This window comes from Limnovirga soli (assembly GCF_013106755.1).
GTDB classification, from domain to species: Bacteria; Bacteroidota; Bacteroidia; order Chitinophagales; family Chitinophagaceae; genus Limnovirga; species Limnovirga soli.
The window spans coordinates 38,434-56,441 of the sequence record NZ_WHPF01000020.1 but is presented as its reverse complement, the minus strand read 5'-3'; the positions used below and the strand labels follow the sequence as shown (position 1 = coordinate 56,441).

Genomic DNA, 18,008 nt, shown 5'->3' with positions numbered 1-18,008 from the left:
AAGAAATTAGTCATCACTCAATTAAAGAAAAATTATGAAAAAAATATTATCGGCTTTTTTACTTGGTGCAACCATTTTTACTGTTGGTTGTGAAAAGGAAAAGGTTTTTTATGAAACTCAGAGTGCCACTTCTAAAGTTGGTCTGGGATTTGGTACCCCCAATACAGATCCTATTGTATTAACTGTTGATGCCACTACAAGTACACTTGAAGTACCTATTAATGCTTATGTAAATGGCGGTGGAAGCGCTACTGCAACAGTTGCTGTTGATGAGTCATTAGTAGCAGCATACAATGACGCAAATGGTACTGAATTTGAAGTAATGCCAAGTGATATCTACACTATTCCAGCATCAATTGCAGTTAGCGGCGGCGAAGGTTTAGCCAATGCAACAATTGATATTCAAAAACTGCTTACCTATGGTACTCAGTTTGCTATAGCCTGCAAAATTACAGGCGCATCTGGCGGAACCAGTTATGTAATTCCTGGTAACAGCGAGATTGTAATTGTAATTAAGGTTAAAAATGCATGGGAAGGCGATTATTCAGCTAAAGGTTATTTTTTCCATCCAAGTTCTCCAAGGGCAATTGCCAGAGATAAATTCTTAGGTACCATTGACCCCAATACTACTGAAATGGAATTGGGTGACTTAGGCGGTAGTGGGTACTATTTCCATTTTGATGTGGAAGGTGCAAGTGTTGTAAACTGGCAACCTGTTGGTGCAGCGCCTGCAGTACCAGCTTCTGGCTTTATGACCTTGGACAACCCTGCTGGTATTGGAACATATCCAGGCCCTGGTGGATATACAAGCGATATTTACAACAATACTTATGATGAAGCCGGTGGTATATTCTGGTTACATTATGGTTATGGTGTTGGTTCTTCTGGACAAAATGGTTATACTCGTCAAACTTATGAGAAATTAACTATTCAATAAGTTTATAATATCTAAAAAAAGAGCTGTCAATATAATTGACAGCTCTTTTTTTATGTACCTAACTTTAATAAAAGCCCAACTATCCTTGCGTCGCACTCTTGTACTATAGAATGTATTTCTGCAGGTAAAAACTGAAGCATATGGCTTTGTATCTATAGTCCAAACTAACCCCGAACCCTGAAGTGTGCGACGCAAGCAAAGCTGATTAAAGTACTTCTAGTTGGGCTAATATAAATTGACCAATTATTTAACCCGATTTTCGCTTTATTTTGTGCTGTTAATGATAAGTTCTGGCTTATACAATTGTAATTTTTATGAAGTATTTGAGTGTAATTTTTTTGCTACTTGTTTTTATTGCTTGTGATAAAGAAAGGCAAAATAATAAGGTAACTATTGCAATAAAGGGTGCAATAGGAAAGAAAATATTCCTTTATAAAATTGGTTTTTTGGATGAACCTGATGCTTTAATAGATTCGGCTACGGTTATTGATATGGAGCATTCAATTATGTTTGGTTTTGATGGGAGCGAAGAAGGGCTTTATAAAATTAAGGTTGCTGAAAGTGCGTTTTTTTATCAATTTATAAATGATAAACCAGATATACAAATTGATATTAATAATATAAATGGTAAGTATACCATTTATAATTCACCGGCTAGCAATTCTTTAAAGGCCTTTACTGAACAGCAGGCTGCTTTGTTTGGTGCGATTAATGATGCTGAAAAGAATAATTCAAATCTACATAGGCAGCACTTAGATATTTCAAAAATTTCTCCTTTAGGCCTTGAAAAGGTAAGGGCAATTTTTGATTCTTTATATTCCAGAAGTCTGATTTATACTGATACGGTAAGCAGTGCAGCAGCTTTAATTGCAGTATATAATACTATTGATTTTGATAATCATCATGATGACTTACAGGTTTTTATTGATAAAGCATCTGAACGTTTTCCAGTTTATAAGCCTATAATGCAATTAAAAACCGAAGTTTACGCTATGTTAAGTATTTACCGGGAAGAATTTCAAATTGGAGATACCCTTCCACCTATTAATTTACCTGATGAAACTGGTCGCCTATTTTCAACAGCCGAATTACAAGGTAATTATTATCTGCTTGAATTTTGGAGTACTTATTGTGATAAGTGTGTAGCTTATAACAAGTCGATGAAGAATATATGGCAAAGCCCCTTAACTGATAGAATTAAAATGGTTAGTGTAGCACTTGATGATGAAAAGAAAATATGGTTAGATGCTATACGGAAAAATGACATTCACTGGATTCAACTAATGGATGAGAAAATGTGGCGGGGCGCAGCAGCAAATACATTGAAGTTTGACAGTATTCCATTTAACTTTCTGGTTAATCCACAAGGGATTATTATAGCCAAAGCTATTCCCGCCGATTCTTTAACCGGCGTAATTACAAAGTTTATACGGTAAGAAAATAATTACGGCAGATTGTTATAATAAGCAATGGCTCTTTTCCAGCCATCCTCGTTATTGGTATTCAGCGATTGAGATTTTATATATTTACTAACTTCATCCCATTTCGGGGCTAAAAGTTTTTCCAGATTTTTTCTGCCAACATTTACTTCCATTGCGTCTTTACCATCAGTAAGAATAAAATATTTATTCTTATCAAGAAATTTCTTTTGTTTATCATAGGGGCTTGTTTCGTAAACCTCCTCCATACTTTTTAGATGATATTGTAAAAAAATAATTTTCCCATCGGCCAGCAATTCAACAAATTTTGCGGGTTTAACCTCATTAAAATTAAAGCCGTTTACAAAACTTTTATATTTCGTGGTGTCGTTCTCGTTAATAAATAAATCAAATTGAATTATACCAGCATTGGTTATATCAAAAATTGTATCGTGATTGTTTATGTATATTTTATTAGCATAAACGTCAAATTTTAGTTTAAGGTTATTATACACTTTCATAGGTGTATAAGCCCTGCCAGTTAGCCAGTTTTCTGTAAAAAAGCCATTGCCTAATATGCCGGAATATTGATTGTCAAAAGCAACAGGCGAAGCTTTCATGTCCTCTTTGTGCAAGAGTTCATATAGGGTATAATTTAAATATTGCGCATAGTTAAACTTTGCTACAAGTAAAAATGCAAAAAAAACTAAAATCTTTTTCATGGTATTAAGTTGCTGTTTGGTGTTTAAAGGTGCTGTTTTGTATCGACAACCTTGCTTATTTTTTACCCAATTTTACTAATCACTTGTTAAATATTTTTATTTTATACCATAAGCTACACATATCACCCATATTTGTAAAAATGCCAGCTTGTTTTTTATTAAAACGCCAGCGGGCTTTATTCATTTGCTTAAATGCAGGTGTTTAAATACTTTTGGCACTTTAGTTTTTATTAAACAGGTAGTATTTATAAACCGATTTTGTATTTGGTATTATGGTTCTGGTAGTTGAAAGCTTAAATAGATAATTTTTCAGCTTCCCTTTTTCTATTTCATTATTGTAAAGTTATTTATGAAAAAATTATTTTTTGTGTTGCCGGTTTTTTTATTGGTAGTTGCTTCCTGTAAAAAATCCAGTTCATCAACAAGTCCTGCAACGTCTACCACCTATGTGCAAATACCTTTTAGCGGTTTAAACTATTTCAATAATGCCACACTAAATTTTGTAGAGGATACGCTTAAACTACAATTTAGTGTTAATGTGGTTTCCGTTTTTGCTTTGTCAGATTCTTTGGTGGTTAAAGTGGCCGTTAATGATACTAAACGTACCAATTATAACGATAGCAATACCCTGCAATACGAAGCACTTCCATCAGATGCTTATATTTTGTCAGCTACATCGGCAACTATCCCGGCAGGCGCTTCAAGTATAGAGTTTTACATCCAGTTCATAGAAGCAAAAATAGATCCTTCCAAAAATTATATGCTTCCCATTACTTTAACAGAAGCCGGAACAAAAACCATCAGCCCCGATTTAAATACGATCTATTACCATTTTATAGGAAATGAGTTATCAGGCACATACGATTTAACAGGTACCCGTAAAAACTATAATGGAGAAGTAAATTATGTTGAAGGTACAGGGGGCACAGGCATTCTCGATAGCACCAACGATTTATCTGCGTACAGCCCCAAAGCACTATTACCTATCAATAAAACACTGGCTTATCTCGATTATTCCAATAGTGGAGCACTGGGCTGGAAATACAAAATTACTTTTGATACACTTACTCACACCATCTCCACTATAGAACCCAATGATATATTGGCTGCTTCTATTGCACCTGGTTCATTTGTTGTGCATGCAAAAGACTATAATTCCGCAGAACATACCATGCACTTTATTACCGAGTATAAAAATACTTTAGGTTTTGGCAGGTTAGTAGAAGAGTCATTTACCAAAAAATAATGTTCTTGTCATTTATAAAAATGCCGCAATAAATTATTGCGGCATTTCTTTTTTGGGCCAGGCTTCAGTTAATAATGATGCTTTACTTGCGTCGCACACTTGTACTGCAAAGCATAGGGCGCCTGAAAAAAATTATAATTTAAAGTCCGTTTTTATTTCTGTTATTGCCTGCTGCATTACTTCGTTCACTAATTTAACCAACCCGGGAATTTGATCTGTATTGGTATTTGTTTTTGCAAACTGCTCAAGGTTTTTAATTTCTGTCATAATGCTTTCAATACAAAAGAGATTGATATTCGATTTAAGTTTATGTGCCCAGAAATAAATCATTTCAAGATTATTATCATTTAAAGCCAACACCAGGTTGTTGGTGGTTATAGGTGCATTTTCTAAAAAAACCTGTACAATAGAAAGAATAAATAGTTCGTCTGAGTTGTCAATTTCATTAAGCCTGTCAAGCTTATAAATCCTGGGTGCTGTTGTCATTGTTATTTATTATCTGTATTCCTTTGTAGTTTTAATTCATTATTATTAACCATACGGTAAATGGTAGATTTGCCAACATCAAGTATTTCAGCAACTTTAAGTACATCATATTCATTCGTGTCCAGGTAATGCTGTATTAATTGCGAGGTAAATTGTTTTAACGTTAATGTTTCAGTAACCGAATTAATTTCATTATTCATATTCGAGTTGAGCTGAATATGGGTTTCATTTATTTCTTCACCCTCACTCATAACAGATGCGAGTTCCACAACTGATTTCAATTCCCTTATATTTCCTGGAAAAGAATACAACATCAATTTTTTCTTTGCCGCAATATCCAGGCTTTTTTTGCCTAGATTATTCTCAGTACAAAACTTGTCAATAAAATGTTTGGCAATTAAAATAATATCGCTTCCCCTTTCTCTTAATGGAGGTAAATGAATAGGTAAACCCAATAACCGGTAAAATAAATCTTCCCTAAATTTTCCTTTTTTTACCTGGTCCATTAAGTTCCTGTGTGTAGCAACAATAATGCGAACATTAATCTTAAGCAATTCATTACTACCTACACGGGTAATTTCCTGTTCCTGTAAAACCCTAAGCAGTTTGGCCTGCATGCTAATATCCATTTCGCCAATTTCATCAAGAAACAAAGTGCCGTTATTTGCTTCTTCAAACTTGCCAATGCGCCTTGAAATGGCACCTGTAAAAGCGCCTTTTTCGTGCCCAAACAACTCACTCTCTAAAAGCTCTCTTGGTATAGCAGCCACGTTTACAGGAACAAAAGGTGCCTTTCGCTTATCGCTATTAAAATGTATAGCTTTTGCTACCAGGTCTTTACCAGTTCCTGTTTCGCCTGTTATTGAAACTGTAATATTTGTAGAAGCCGCCTTTTCCATTAAAGCAAAAACACTTTTTAGCGGATAGCTATTTCCAATAATCGCATTTTGAAAATTGTATTTGCTTTGTACTTCCTGCTGCAGATTGGCTACTTCCTTTTTTAAGGCAATATTTTCCCTAAGCTGGTTTATAGAAAGCCATAATCTTTCCTGCGTATCTGCATCTTTAACTATATAATCGTTTGCACCTTTTTTAAAAAGGTCAATGGCAATTTTAATATCCTCCTGACCCGATATAATAATTACTTTGGTGGCCGGACTAACCTCCTTCACCTTTGCCAGCAATTGATCTCCGTTTGAGTCTGGTAATGTATAGTCAAGTGTAACAATATCTGGCTTATCAGGTAGGGCAGCCAAAAACTCCTTTGCGGTAAAAAATTTTTTTACTTTAAAATCAGGATTTAATGATAGAAAATGGCCAAGCACAGCACTGTATACGGCATCATCTTCTACAATATAAATGGATATTGTTTCCTGTTTCATATTAGTCGGTTTTCAAACCTACATTAAAAAATTCATATTTATTCATACATATTTGGCTAACAGTTAAACAATTGCTGATTATTCTTTATCAAAACCAGGCATACCCAATTTTCATTGCCTATGAAATTTTTAACAAAAAGCAATCTTTATAATTCCATCGTAATTGTACCAACTTTTTGCTGCTTGTATTAATTATGTTGCCGATGGGCAGGCGGATAGCAGTGTATACCCCGCTGAAGCATATGTGCGATGGCGGTTCCCCCTGTAAGGGGGTTAGGGGGTGTGGCGGAGTAGTAACGGATAGCCGCAACTACTGCAAGGATTTGTACTAATGCTTTATTGCCCCTTAAGGATAAAATTACCTCTAATAACAAATTCTCATGCTCATCAGTTAAAACAATGGTACAATACAAAGTATTTGCCGTTGTTACTTTTTTTAGGGCTTTCTAACAGGTAAGATTTATTTTTGTTATTATGGAAGTAAACAAAACCATGGTAGAAAACCTGGCTCACCTATCAAGGCTTCATTTTACAGATGAGGAAAAAAATGCTTTGGAGCAGGATTTGCAAAGCATCATCTCATTTGTAGAAAAACTTGGTGAAGTTGATACAACCGGCGTACAACCGCTGCAACATATGAGTACCGAAGTAAATGTGCTTAGGGATGACATAGTGCAAGGTTCAATTACCAGGGAAGAAGCTATGCTTAATGCCCCGGCTACCGATAAAACATTTTTTAAAGTACCTAAGGTTATAAAAAAATAACTGCAGCGTAAAATAAGCATATCTAAAAATTCTAATTCATGCAATCAGTAATACATCTGGAAACCATTATAAAAACTTACTACATGGGTAGTAACTCATTAACGGTTTTAAAAGGATTATCGCTAGACATTTTCAGAAACGAATATGTAGCACTTATGGGTCCAAGTGGTAGTGGTAAAAGTACACTCATGAATATGATTGGCTGTTTAGATACGCCCACCAGCGGTACATATATTTTAAATGGCCACGATGTTAGTAAAATGACAGATGATGATTTGGCCGATGTACGAAACAAAGAAATAGGCTTTGTATTTCAGCAATTTAATTTGTTGCCAAGGCTTACTGCTGCAGAAAATGTGGCATTGCCATTGGTATATGCAGGTGTAAATAGAAAAGATAGAACAGAAAGGGCCATGATAGCTTTAGAAAAAGTTGGTCTGTCATCAAGAAGCCACCACAAACCTAACGAAATGAGTGGTGGTCAAATACAACGTGTGGCCATTGCCCGTGCGCTGGTAAACAATCCCTCCATTTTATTGGCCGATGAACCAACAGGTAACCTCGATTCTAAAACATCAGTAGAGGTAATGGAAATATTTAGCCAAATACAGGCCGCTGGTAATACAGTGGTGCTGGTAACACACGAAGAAGATATTGCAGCATATGCCAAAAGGGTAGTGCGTTTAAGAGATGGCGTTATTGAAAGCGATAATGTAAAAGAACCTACCAATGCACATGCATAGGTAAAAACATATTAGTGGAAAAGGTGGGGAGATGTTAGTCTCCCCATTTTTATTTTAGCCCCACCAGTAAGTTATTTTTGTATAAATGAAAAACTAAGTAGGGACCCGGCAACAGCAAAGCATTAGGCTTTACTTGCGTCGCACACTTGTACTGTAACGCAATATGCAGCAATAAATACATAGCATACCTGCTTAAACTTAAATAGCTTTAAACAATTCTGTGTTTTGAATGTAACAATACAGCAAAATGTATTTGCAAATAAATACAGCTCAAAAAAACAACCATGTCATTTAAAATATATACCAAAACAGGCGATACTGGTAAAACCAGTTTAATAGGCGGTACCAAAGTGCATAAAAACCATATACGCATAGAAACCTATGGCACGGTAGATGAACTTAATTCTTATATAGGGCTGGTAAGCGATTATCTCACCAATGTGCACAGCAAGCAAATGCTAAAAGAAATTCAGGACAGGCTTTTTACCATCGGTTCTTCTCTAGCCTGCGATCCTGATAAGGAGCCACTTATGAAAATCCCCGATTTAAAAGAAGCTGATGTAGTGTTATTGGAAAATGAAATGGATGCCATGAATGAAGTGCTGCCTACCATGAAATTCTTTGTATTGCCCGGCGGCCATCAGGCCATATCTACTGCCCATATAGCACGCTGTGTATGCAGAAGGGCCGAACGTTTGTGTGTAAACATACAGCAACACGATTTATTTGTAGAACCACTGGTTATAAAATACCTTAACCGCCTTAGCGATTATTTGTTTGTTTTGTCCAGATACATAGCCCATTTATTAGAAGTACCCGAAATACCCTGGAAACCCCGGGTATAACGGCCAAAACTATTGCTCCTGCAAATGAAGCTTATGAAAAAAGCGGTGCACCGCCGGGGCCATAAAAAAGCCAATATTGGTAATAAAGGCCACACCACTAAATAAGGCATAAAAAGAAGAGAACCATTTTCCGGCATCAGTTTCTATAGCCACCACCGGGCCCATTCCTGCTAAAATCATCGATGCATTATGTAATGCATCAAGCCAGGCTATATTGGCGGTATAATGATAGCCAAGTATGCCAATACCAAGGCAAATGCTCAAGATTAGTAGCATATACATAAAATTGCTACCCAATCTTTGATAATATACACTTTTGCTGGCCAGTTTTTCTCTTTTGTTCTCGTACATACAAATGCTTTTTAAGGCCTGTTAATTAAGTGGCAGTATTTGTTGCTCAATTTCATTTCTTAGGTCAGTATACATTGGCTGCCTTTGCTCAATTTCTAAATTTTTTACAAAAAATATGGCTGCATACCCCCTTACAATATCAATATATGGCCATGTGCCAAATAAGCCAGGACTGCTTACAATAGTGCTTTTTCCTTTTTCATCGGTTGCCAATACCCACTCCCCTAAAGCATAATCATACCCTTTTGCTGAAGGGGGCGTATACTTAATCATTGCCGGTTTGGTGATGGCTTGTTGCATGGTATTAATTGCATTTTCACTTAATATTCTTTTACCATTAAACATGCCCTTATTTAATAGCATACTTAAAAAATTCATATAGTCCATAGCAGTGCTTCTGCAACCGCCGCTTGGGTTAACTGCCCTTTCAAATTCTGTAGTAAAACTGCTGTTTTTCATATTTAACGGTCTAAACATTTTTTCCAGCATCAGCTTATCAAAAGGCCTTTTACTTATTACTTCCAATACCCTGGCCGCAATATTTAATCCAATGGTGCTATATCTAAACGCCACGCCTGGGTTATCCTGTATATTATGTTTGGCTGCAAAATCGTCCACTTCATCTGCCAACGATTTATAACGGCTTAATTTTATAAAGCCAGCCAGCCCTATCGGATCGCCTTCAATACCGGTTGTGTGCGATAAGCATTGCCTTATGGTAATATACCCCTTGCCATAATCTTTAAAAATGGGCAGGTATTTGCTTACATAATCGTCTAACGAGAGTTTGCCCTCATCTACAAATTGCATAACCAATGCAGCAGTTAACCATTTGCTGCAACTGGCTATTGGCGCAGGTGTTGTTGCAGTAAAATCGCCAAGGCTTTTATTGTATATAATGGCACCATTCTTATAAATTAGGGTAGCCACATTGCCACCCAACTGTTTTTGATACTGGCTCAGCTTACTATCTAGTCCGCTAAAATTGTATTGGGCTTTACCAGCCTGTAATAATAACAGGAAAACCAATACTGTACTGACTTTCATGCAGCATCTGCTTGCTTTTTGCGACATAATTTCTGTTTTCTTTACTTGGATTGCCATTTGCTCTCAATGTTTAAAGTTATTTCATAAACGGTTTACATTTCTCAGCATTGTATTTGCCGGTAGTTAAATCTATTCATAAAGGAAATTTTACAATGCCGTATGTAGCCAGCAGAATTACTACTATGCAGCTTCCGTTGTGTCACTCACTTGTACGTTCGGCACTTTATTGGGCCAAAAAAACTGGTGGTGAATATGAAAACAGGCTTTTTACTGCTGCAATATAACTGCAGTACAAGAGTGCGACGCAAGTGGGATGCTATTTTGCTGAAAGATGGGCAAACAGAATTAATTGAAAACAATCCAAAACAATTATAAAACACATTAAACAACTATAAAAAATTAATAATATGAACCTGAATAATTTCACCATTAAAGCTGCCGAAACCGTGCAACAGGCACAGCAACTGGCATTTAATGCGCAAAACCCAAATATAGAAACAGAACATCTGTTGCAGTCTTTATTGCATCAGGACGATTCTTTAATTGAATTTTTGCTAAAGAAAAATAATGTAACCATTAATCTGGTAGAAGCTAAGCTGGCCGAAGCTTTGCAAAAATTGCCAAAAACCACCAGCGAACCTGCCCAGGCTATGGGCCGGGATGCCAATAGTGTAATGCTAAGGGCAGGCGCAGTTTTAAAAACATTTGGCGATGAATTTATTACGCCGGAGCATTTACTGCTGGCTATTGTACAAGGCAATGACGGTACAGCAAAAATGCTGAAGGATGCCGGATTAACGGAAAAGGGACTTGTAGCTGCCATCAAAGAATTACGCAAGGGCGAAACCGTTAAAAGCCAAACTCAGGAAACCCAGTTTAATACCTTAAACAAGTATGCCAAAAATTTAAACGAAATGGCACGCAATGGTAAACTGGATCCCGTAATTGGCCGCGATGAAGAAATTCGCAGAACACTGCATATTTTAACCCGCCGTACAAAAAACAACCCTATATTGGTAGGCGAACCAGGTGTTGGTAAAACTGCCATTGCAGAAGGTCTAGCAATGCGTATTGTAAATGGCGATGTTCCCGAAAACCTGAAATCTAAAATTATCTATGCATTAGATATGGGCCAGCTTATTGCCGGTGCCAAATATAAAGGTGAATTTGAAGAAAGATTGAAAGGTGTGGTAAAAGAAGTGGCCGACAGCGATGGGGAAATAGTATTGTTTATCGACGAAATACACACGCTTGTTGGCGCAGGTGGTGGCGATGGGGCAATGGATGCCGCCAATATTTTAAAACCCGCTTTGGCCCGTGGCGAGCTGAGGGCCATTGGTGCAACAACTTTAAACGAATACCAGAAATTTTTTGAAAAAGATAAAGCTTTGGAACGCCGTTTTCAAAAAGTGATGATTGATGAACCTTCTATTGAAGATGCGATTTCTATTTTGCGTGGCTTAAAAGACAGGTACGAAACGCACCACCATGTTAGAATAAAAGACGATGCCATTATTGCCGCAGTAGAACTAAGCAGCCGCTATATTACCGATCGTTTTTTGCCGGATAAAGCCATTGACCTTATTGATGAAAGTGCCGCCAAGTTAAGACTGGAAATGAATTCTATGCCCGAGGAGCTGGATAAACTGGAAAGACAAATAAGGCAGCTGGAAATTGAACGTGAGGCCATTAAAAGAGAAAATGATGCAGTAAAATTGAAGGAGTTAAATACAGAAATTGCCAACTTATCAGTACAACGCGATACGTATAAAGCTAAATGGCAGGCAGAGAAAGAAATTGTTGAAAAGGTACAAAATGCCAAAGCCCATATTGAACAATTGAAGTTGCAGGCCGATCAGGCAGAAAGAAATGGAGATTATGGCGCCGTAGCAGAAATACGTTATGGTAAAATAAAAGAACAGGAAAAACTAATCAGTGATCAAACAGCTGAGCTGGATAATATTAGCGATAAGCGCATGATGAAAGAGGAAGTTGATGCAGAAGATATAGCACAAAGCATTGCCAAAGCAACTGGTATACCCGTAGCCAAAATGTTACAGGGCGAAAGGGAAAAACTGCTTAAACTGGAAGATGAATTACATAAAAAAGTGGTAGGACAGGAAGAAGCTATTACAGCAGTGGCAGATGCTATTCGACGCAGCCGTGCCGGATTGCAGGATCCTAAAAAGCCAATTGGTTCCTTTATTTTTCTGGGTACCACCGGTGTGGGTAAAACAGAACTGGCCAAGGCATTAGCAGGCTATCTTTTTGATGATGAAAGTATGATGACGCGTATAGATATGAGCGAATACCAGGAAAAACATACTGTTAGCCGTTTGGTTGGTGCACCTCCGGGATATGTGGGTTACGACGAAGGTGGCCAGCTTACAGAAGCAGTGCGCCGTAAACCATATAGTGTGGTATTATTGGATGAAATTGAAAAAGCGCATCCCGATGTGTGGAATATTCTGCTGCAGGTATTGGACGATGGCCGCTTAACCGATAATAAAGGAAGGGTAGTGAATTTTAAAAATACTATCATTATTATGACCAGTAATATAGGCAGCCATATTATACAAGAGGCCTTTGAAAATGTGGATGAAGATAATGCTGATGAGGTAACCGAAAAGGCCAAAACCGATGTAATGATTTTATTACGCCAAACAGTTAGGCCAGAGTTTTTAAACCGGGTAGATGAAATTATTATGTTCCACCCATTAATGCGTAAAGAAATAAGGGGCATTATTACCATTCAGCTAAGCCTGTTAAAAGATCTGGTAGCAGAAAGTGGTATTAAACTGACTTTTAGCGATTATGCAATTGACTATTTGGTAGAGAATGGATACGACCCTCAGTTTGGTGCAAGGCCATTAAAAAGGCTTATTCAAAAGCAAATTATTAATCAGTTAAGTAAAAAAATCCTGGCAGGCGATATCAATAAAAATGGGACTATCCTGGTAGATGTTTTTGATAATACAGTGGTTTTTAGAAACGAAGCCGCTGAAATGACAAAAGAAGCAATTTAACAACAGATAAACACCATTCAGAAAGCTAAATGCGGTCAGGTCATTTATATTCGCTATTATTGCTCTGTTCATATTACACATCTTGTGTATTTGAAAGAAACTAATCAATAAAATTCACCACTGTATTGTAACCGAAGTTGGTTACTGGTATAGAAGTACAAAGGTGTAAAAAAGGAAAAAGTATGGCATTTAAGAAAGAGATCGTAGAGATCATAGAACCTAGAGATATGTTCGTTGGCAACCCGGAAGCTCCCGTAACCCTGATGGAATTTGGTGAGTACGAAAGTGAAATTTGCGCAAATGCAAACGAAGTAGTAAAAGAATTATTAATTAAGTACGAAGGTGATATAAAGTTCAATTTTCGTCATTTTCCGTTAACCTCTATTCACCAACGCAGTTTAAAAGCAGCCGAGTCATCTGTTGCTGCAGGCCAGGTTGGTATGTTTTGGGAAATGCACAATGTGCTTTTTGCTAACCGCCGTAACCTGGGTATTACCAGTTTAAAATTACATTCAAGAGAAGCAGGTATTCAAAACAAGCATTTTCTTGATGATTTGGTAAATGCTATTTACGGCTGGCAGGTGCAGGGCGATATTAAAGAAGGCCTGCAACGCGGTGTAAAAGATGTTCCCGCCTTTTTTATAAATGGCGAGCTGCATAAGGGTGAAACAACCGTAGAATCCTTAAGCAAATCAATTGATGCAGCGCTTAAAACGGCTAAGAAAAAACCAGCCAAACAAAAAGCCTAACATATAAATAAAGGCCCCTGTAAAAAGGGGCTTTTATTTTTGTAGCCCGGCCCAGATCTATTAATTGGGCATCACTTGCGTCGCACTCTTGTACGCCCGGTTCCCTATGCAGCAAACTGTTTTTATAATAACCATACCCTGTATTCTACCTGCCGCCACAAAGCTGGAACCCTGAACCGAGCGTGGCAAGTAAAGCCCAATACTTAATCCATCAGCTGACTACAAAAAATACCACACAAAATATGCAGGTTGGCCTAGTAGATAAATTGTTGGCTGGCTAATGATTTTTACCGCAACTTTGCGCCCTTATATATGAAACAAAAGCCAATTCATAGCGCCATGCAGCCTTATCTGGAAGGGCAAATGGTTTTGATAAATAAACCACTGCGCTGGACATCGTTTGATGCCGTAAAGAAAGTGCGTATTTTAACCGGTGTAAATAAAGTAGGGCATGCCGGCACTTTAGACCCGCTGGCAACGGGATTACTTATTGTTTGCACTGGTAAGTTTACCAAAAAAATTAATGAATACATGGGTATGGAAAAAGAGTATACCGGCCACTTTACGCTGGGTGCTATAACCCCAACCTACGATTTAGAAAGCGAACCGGAAGCATTTAAACCTTTTATACACATTACCCAACAAGATCTTGAAGCTGCCACTAAACGGTTCATAGGAAATATTTTACAGGTGCCACCGGCACATTCTGCCATTAAAAAAGATGGTAAACGCTTTTACGAAATGGCCCGCAAAGGCGAAAGCTTTGTAGCAGAGCCAAGGGCAGTAACCATTGCCGCATTTGAAATTACTTCCATTGAATTACCTGTTATAGGCTTTAGAGTGATTTGCTCAACAGGTACTTATATACGCAGCCTTGCTTTTGATTTTGGTAATGCTTTAGGCACAGGCGCCTATTTAAGCAGCCTTTGCCGCACCCGAATTGGCCATTTTAATATTGCCGCTGCCCAAACACTGGAAGGTTTTGAAACAAGGATACAGGCGCTTAAATCGGCAATTTAGAAAGGCATACCAATACCTAATTGTATGGCATAATTGTTTCGTGTTGGCGGAGAGTATTTGCCTGTGGTGGGATTTTTTACACTGTATTCGTAGTTTTTCCAGGTAAAATCTGCAATGTTTAACCAGCCATTATTGGCGGAGCGTACAGGGTCTTTTAGCTTAAAGCCCATGTCTACCCGAATAAGAAAATAACTAAAATCAAATCTTATACCCGTACCCACACCAATGGCGAGGTCTTTACCCAAATTGGCTAAGGAAAATTTACTGCCCGGCGCCAGCGCATCTTCATGTAAATTCCACAGGTTACCAATATCAGTAAATAAGGCACCCCCAATTTTTACGCTGCTAAATTGTGCCAGGGTAAACCTGTATTCAGCATTTGCTTCCAGTTGCATATCGCCATATCTATCCCTAAAGCTTGAGGAAGTGTCACTCACCAGCGAAGAGCCCAAGCCCAGCAGTCGTAAGCCCCAGGCACGCATGCTGTTTGGGCCGCCGGCAATAAACTGTTTATAAAAGGGTAGGGTATTGCCAAATTTATCGGCACTGCCATAATTATACCCAATGCCGCCCATAGCCCTTAAAGCAATGGCTGATTTTTTTCGCGAAATTAATTTGCGGTATTCTGCTTCCAGTTTTATGTATTGGTAAATATTATCACGAAAGGCACTGAATCTGCCAAGCAGTGCGCCGGATTCTTCCAGTGAAACCCTTATCAAATTGGAATTGCTGCTTTTATGTTTATCGTTATAAGTTAAACTAAAACTTAACTGCTGACTAACAATTGAACCAGTATTAAAAGATGTTTTAAGAAATGGATTAACCAGAATAGCACTATCCAGCAAGGGCAATTTATCTAAGGAATACAGTTCAATGTTTAATGGGCGGTATTGCCATAATACATTTTTTTTGCGCCAGGAATATCCCCAGCCTGTTACAAACGATCTTATTCTGAAATAATCTTTTCTTTCAGAATAAGCTGCACTTAACGATAATTGGGTTTTAAGCGCATCTGTTTTACCGCTTTGTTTAATTTTAAATGGGGTAATTATCCGGGGGAAAGTATAGGTATGCGTTAATGAACTTTGTATAGTTTGTAATAAGGAATTGTTTTGGGAAAAATTAAACTCTACCCCATTGCTTAATGCGGTGGTAGATTGTATGGCCCTATGCCATACGTTTCTGTTGATATAGGTGGTATTTAATGCTAATCCAATTAAATTACCCGAGCTTAAAAAGTCTCCGGTATTGCGGCTGGCTTCCAGATTAAAACTAATGGTTTGCTTTTTTGCAGGTGTAAGAAAATAATGAAAGTCAACCGTATCGTTGTGCACAATGGTTCTATAATCTACCCTTTCCCATGCGCCCATTTGGTTAAAATTATTAAGGGTTTTATAAAAACTTTCTTCATTATACAATGCGCCAAATGGTTGAAATGTATGCTCTGATAACACCTGACTTCTAAACAATTTTTTTTTGTATAAAACACTGTAATTCTCTATGTCTGTTTGAGTTAACTGGTTACTATGGGTAATCAGGCTATCAGGGTTGCCCAATAGGCCATAGCGTTCTGTTTCGGGGTAATAATAAATATGGCCAACATGGTATTGTAAAAAATAAATAGAATCGGCCAAAGCTAAGCTGCTATCAGCCTCCATTCTGGATTGTATATCCACAATGCTGGTTGGGTTTTGTTTTCTTTTCTCTGCGGCCTGGGCAATTTTTTGGGCTTGTTCAAAAGGGTCTAATGTAATAGCCAGTAATGATAAATCTGTAGTGTCAACTTCGGCTATCAGGTTTTCGCGGCTAATAAGAAAATAGCCTTTTTGCCGGTATAATGCCACCAATCTATCCAATTCATTGGCTATTACCTGTTTTGAAAAAGGCGTTTTACCCGGTGTTATAATACTATATTTTTTAAAGTCATTCGATATGCTATCCAGATACACATTATTTAGGTGGAAGGATAAAGAATCAATGATAGTATTCTTTCCTGGGTCTATATTAATGGTAATCGTAGTTCTTATTTGGTTGTCTACCGTATCAAAAGGGAGATAGCTGGAATCCAGCCCGGGGAACTTGATATTATAATAGCCTTGTGTATTAAGATAGCCCGTCATAAATAATTTGGTACGCGAAATATTGGCTGTATCAAATACCGGTGGTTTTTTTAAAACATACCTAACTCCAAATTGCTGCACTTTGCGGGCAAATAAACTATCATCCCAGTAGGTAGAAAGTTCATTAGTTAATCTTTTCTTCTCATCTTTATCTAAATTGCCGGTAATATTGATGATGTTGTTGTATACAAAAGGTTTACCAACGGGGTAATCTTTTACAACCGTGCACGAAAACAGCAGGCAACTTAATACCAATAGTACATACAGGGTTCGTAAAAATAAAAAGGTAAATCGCATAGGTATGATCACTAAGAATGAAATCAAATATATCCAAAGTTTATACCACAAAAAAACAAGAGATGCCGAAGGATTGTTTATAGCCGAAGGGGAGAAGCTTGTTAACGAATTATTACAAAGTAATTTCCATATTCAGCAGCTGTATGCTACGGCAGATTGGGAAGCGCAAAATGCCTCCATAAACAATATCAATATTATTGAAACATTTGAGTTAGAAAAAATCAGCAATCTGGCAACTCCAAACAAAGTATTGGCTATTGTTCAACAAAGAAAAAATATTGCACTCCCTCTTGCCAAAAATACCATCACCCTTGTACTGGATGGTATACAAGATCCCGGTAATATGGGTACTATTATCCGCATTGCAGATTGGTTTGGCATACACCAAATTATTGCCAGTAACGATACAGTTGATATATATAATTCCAAAGTTGTACAATCTACCATGGGCAGTATTATTAGGGTTAACTGCTGGTATACGGCGCCGGACAATTGGTTGCAACACTGTGTCGTGCCTGTATACGGTGCTTTGCTTAATGGTGTAAACCTGCAGTCTACAGGTAAAATAAGCGAAGCTGTTTTGGTTATTGGCAACGAATCAAAAGGTATTAGACCCTATTTGTTGCCCCATATTCAGCAGGCAATAACTATCCCACGGGTGGGTGGGGCAGAGTCTTTAAATGCTGCTGTGGCCACGGGTATAATTTTATCTCATTGGGTATTATAAGATAATCAGGTGTTTTTATATTGTTAGCCCGGCTGTATACCACTGCGCAAATTCTCTTGCGTCGCACACTTGTGCTTTGGGAACATGGGTCTACTTTTTACAGCCAATACTTTTTTTAAAAAGCTGC

The 18,008-nt window shown here is 37.6% G+C and carries 17 protein-coding genes; 11 read left to right on the top strand and 6 right to left on the bottom strand.

The window, feature by feature from the left end; translation table 11 throughout:
* Nucleotides 1-34 precede the first annotated feature (34 nt).
* Entirely contained in the window at nt 35-937 is a 903-nt protein-coding gene (locus GD597_RS20700) for a DUF1735 domain-containing protein (protein WP_171609823.1), read from the top strand.
* A gap of 314 nt (nt 938-1,251) precedes the next feature.
* On the top strand, nt 1,252-2,373 hold the full coding sequence (locus tag GD597_RS20695) for a TlpA family protein disulfide reductase (protein ID WP_171609821.1): 1,122 nt from the start codon (nt 1,252-1,254) through the stop codon (nt 2,371-2,373).
* An 8-nt stretch (nt 2,374-2,381) separates the two neighbouring features.
* Here GD597_RS20695 and GD597_RS20690 read toward each other — a convergent pair whose 3' ends face one another.
* Nucleotides 2,382-3,077 (bottom strand): hypothetical protein, encoded by a 696-nt coding sequence (locus tag GD597_RS20690; protein ID WP_171609820.1) that lies wholly within the window; start codon nt 3,075-3,077, stop codon nt 2,382-2,384.
* A gap of 349 nt (nt 3,078-3,426) precedes the next feature.
* Here GD597_RS20690 and GD597_RS20685 point away from each other — a divergent pair, with 349 nt between their 5' ends.
* Nucleotides 3,427-4,323: a DUF1735 domain-containing protein gene (locus GD597_RS20685; RefSeq protein WP_171609818.1), complete on the top strand. Its 897-nt coding sequence runs from the start codon at nt 3,427-3,429 to the stop codon at nt 4,321-4,323.
* Nucleotides 4,324-4,455: 132 nt separating this feature from the next.
* On the opposite strand, the gene GD597_RS20680 is transcribed toward GD597_RS20685, so the two are convergent.
* Both GD597_RS20680 and GD597_RS20675 read right to left on the bottom strand, forming a co-directional pair.
* On the bottom strand, nt 4,456-4,809 hold the full coding sequence (locus tag GD597_RS20680) for a hypothetical protein (RefSeq protein WP_171609817.1): 354 nt from the start codon (nt 4,807-4,809) through the stop codon (nt 4,456-4,458).
* 2 nt (nt 4,810-4,811) lie between these two features.
* Complete coding sequence (locus GD597_RS20675; protein WP_171609816.1) at nt 4,812-6,191, bottom strand: sigma-54-dependent transcriptional regulator; 1,380 nt, start codon at nt 6,189-6,191, stop codon at nt 4,812-4,814.
* A 474-nt stretch (nt 6,192-6,665) separates the two neighbouring features.
* On the opposite strand from GD597_RS20675, the gene gatC reads away from it, so the two are divergent.
* From gatC to GD597_RS20660, 3 genes are all read left to right on the top strand, one after another.
* The gene (gene gatC / locus GD597_RS20670) at nt 6,666-6,956 is read left to right on the top strand and encodes an Asp-tRNA(Asn)/Glu-tRNA(Gln) amidotransferase subunit GatC (protein WP_171609815.1); all 291 of its coding nucleotides are present in this window, start codon (nt 6,666-6,668) and stop codon (nt 6,954-6,956) included.
* Nucleotides 6,957-6,994: 38 nt separating this feature from the next.
* Complete coding sequence (locus GD597_RS20665) at nt 6,995-7,699, top strand: ABC transporter ATP-binding protein (protein WP_171609814.1); 705 nt, start codon at nt 6,995-6,997, stop codon at nt 7,697-7,699.
* Nucleotides 7,700-7,983: 284 nt separating this feature from the next.
* Nucleotides 7,984-8,544 (top strand): cob(I)yrinic acid a,c-diamide adenosyltransferase, encoded by a 561-nt coding sequence (locus tag GD597_RS20660; RefSeq protein ID WP_171609813.1) that lies wholly within the window; start codon nt 7,984-7,986, stop codon nt 8,542-8,544.
* Nucleotides 8,545-8,553: 9 nt separating this feature from the next.
* Here GD597_RS20660 and GD597_RS20655 read toward each other — a convergent pair whose 3' ends face one another.
* Together GD597_RS20655 and GD597_RS20650 are read right to left on the bottom strand one after the other, a co-directional pair.
* On the bottom strand, nt 8,554-8,895 hold the full coding sequence (locus GD597_RS20655) for a hypothetical protein (protein ID WP_171609812.1): 342 nt from the start codon (nt 8,893-8,895) through the stop codon (nt 8,554-8,556).
* A gap of 21 nt (nt 8,896-8,916) precedes the next feature.
* Nucleotides 8,917-9,942 (bottom strand): serine hydrolase domain-containing protein, encoded by a 1,026-nt coding sequence (locus tag GD597_RS20650; RefSeq protein WP_171609811.1) that lies wholly within the window; start codon nt 9,940-9,942, stop codon nt 8,917-8,919.
* Between the two features lie 252 nt (nt 9,943-10,194).
* Here GD597_RS20650 and GD597_RS22125 point away from each other — a divergent pair, with 252 nt between their 5' ends.
* The 4 genes from GD597_RS22125 (at nt 10,195) to truB (ending at nt 14,737) form a co-directional block, all read left to right on the top strand.
* On the top strand, nt 10,195-10,317 hold the full coding sequence (locus GD597_RS22125) for a hypothetical protein (protein ID WP_262888876.1): 123 nt from the start codon (nt 10,195-10,197) through the stop codon (nt 10,315-10,317).
* A 32-nt stretch (nt 10,318-10,349) separates the two neighbouring features.
* Complete coding sequence (clpB, locus tag GD597_RS20645) at nt 10,350-12,968, top strand: ATP-dependent chaperone ClpB (RefSeq protein ID WP_171609810.1); 2,619 nt, start codon at nt 10,350-10,352, stop codon at nt 12,966-12,968.
* 182 nt (nt 12,969-13,150) lie between these two features.
* Nucleotides 13,151-13,717: a DsbA family protein gene (locus GD597_RS20640; RefSeq protein ID WP_171609809.1), complete on the top strand. Its 567-nt coding sequence runs from the start codon at nt 13,151-13,153 to the stop codon at nt 13,715-13,717.
* A gap of 312 nt (nt 13,718-14,029) precedes the next feature.
* Entirely contained in the window at nt 14,030-14,737 is a 708-nt protein-coding gene (gene truB / locus GD597_RS20635; protein ID WP_171609808.1) for a tRNA pseudouridine(55) synthase TruB, read from the top strand.
* Here the strand turns inward: truB and GD597_RS20630 are convergent.
* Nucleotides 14,734-17,181, bottom strand: a complete 2,448-nt coding sequence (locus GD597_RS20630) for a BamA/TamA family outer membrane protein (protein WP_171609807.1) — start codon at nt 17,179-17,181, stop codon at nt 14,734-14,736. The genes truB and GD597_RS20630 overlap by 4 nt on opposite strands.
* On the opposite strand from GD597_RS20630, the gene GD597_RS20625 reads away from it, so the two are divergent.
* Nucleotides 17,159-17,881, top strand: coding sequence for a TrmH family RNA methyltransferase (locus GD597_RS20625; protein ID WP_171609806.1), 723 nt, complete (start codon nt 17,159-17,161; stop codon nt 17,879-17,881). The genes GD597_RS20630 and GD597_RS20625 overlap by 23 nt on opposite strands.
* Nucleotides 17,882-18,008: the final 127 nt, after the last annotated feature.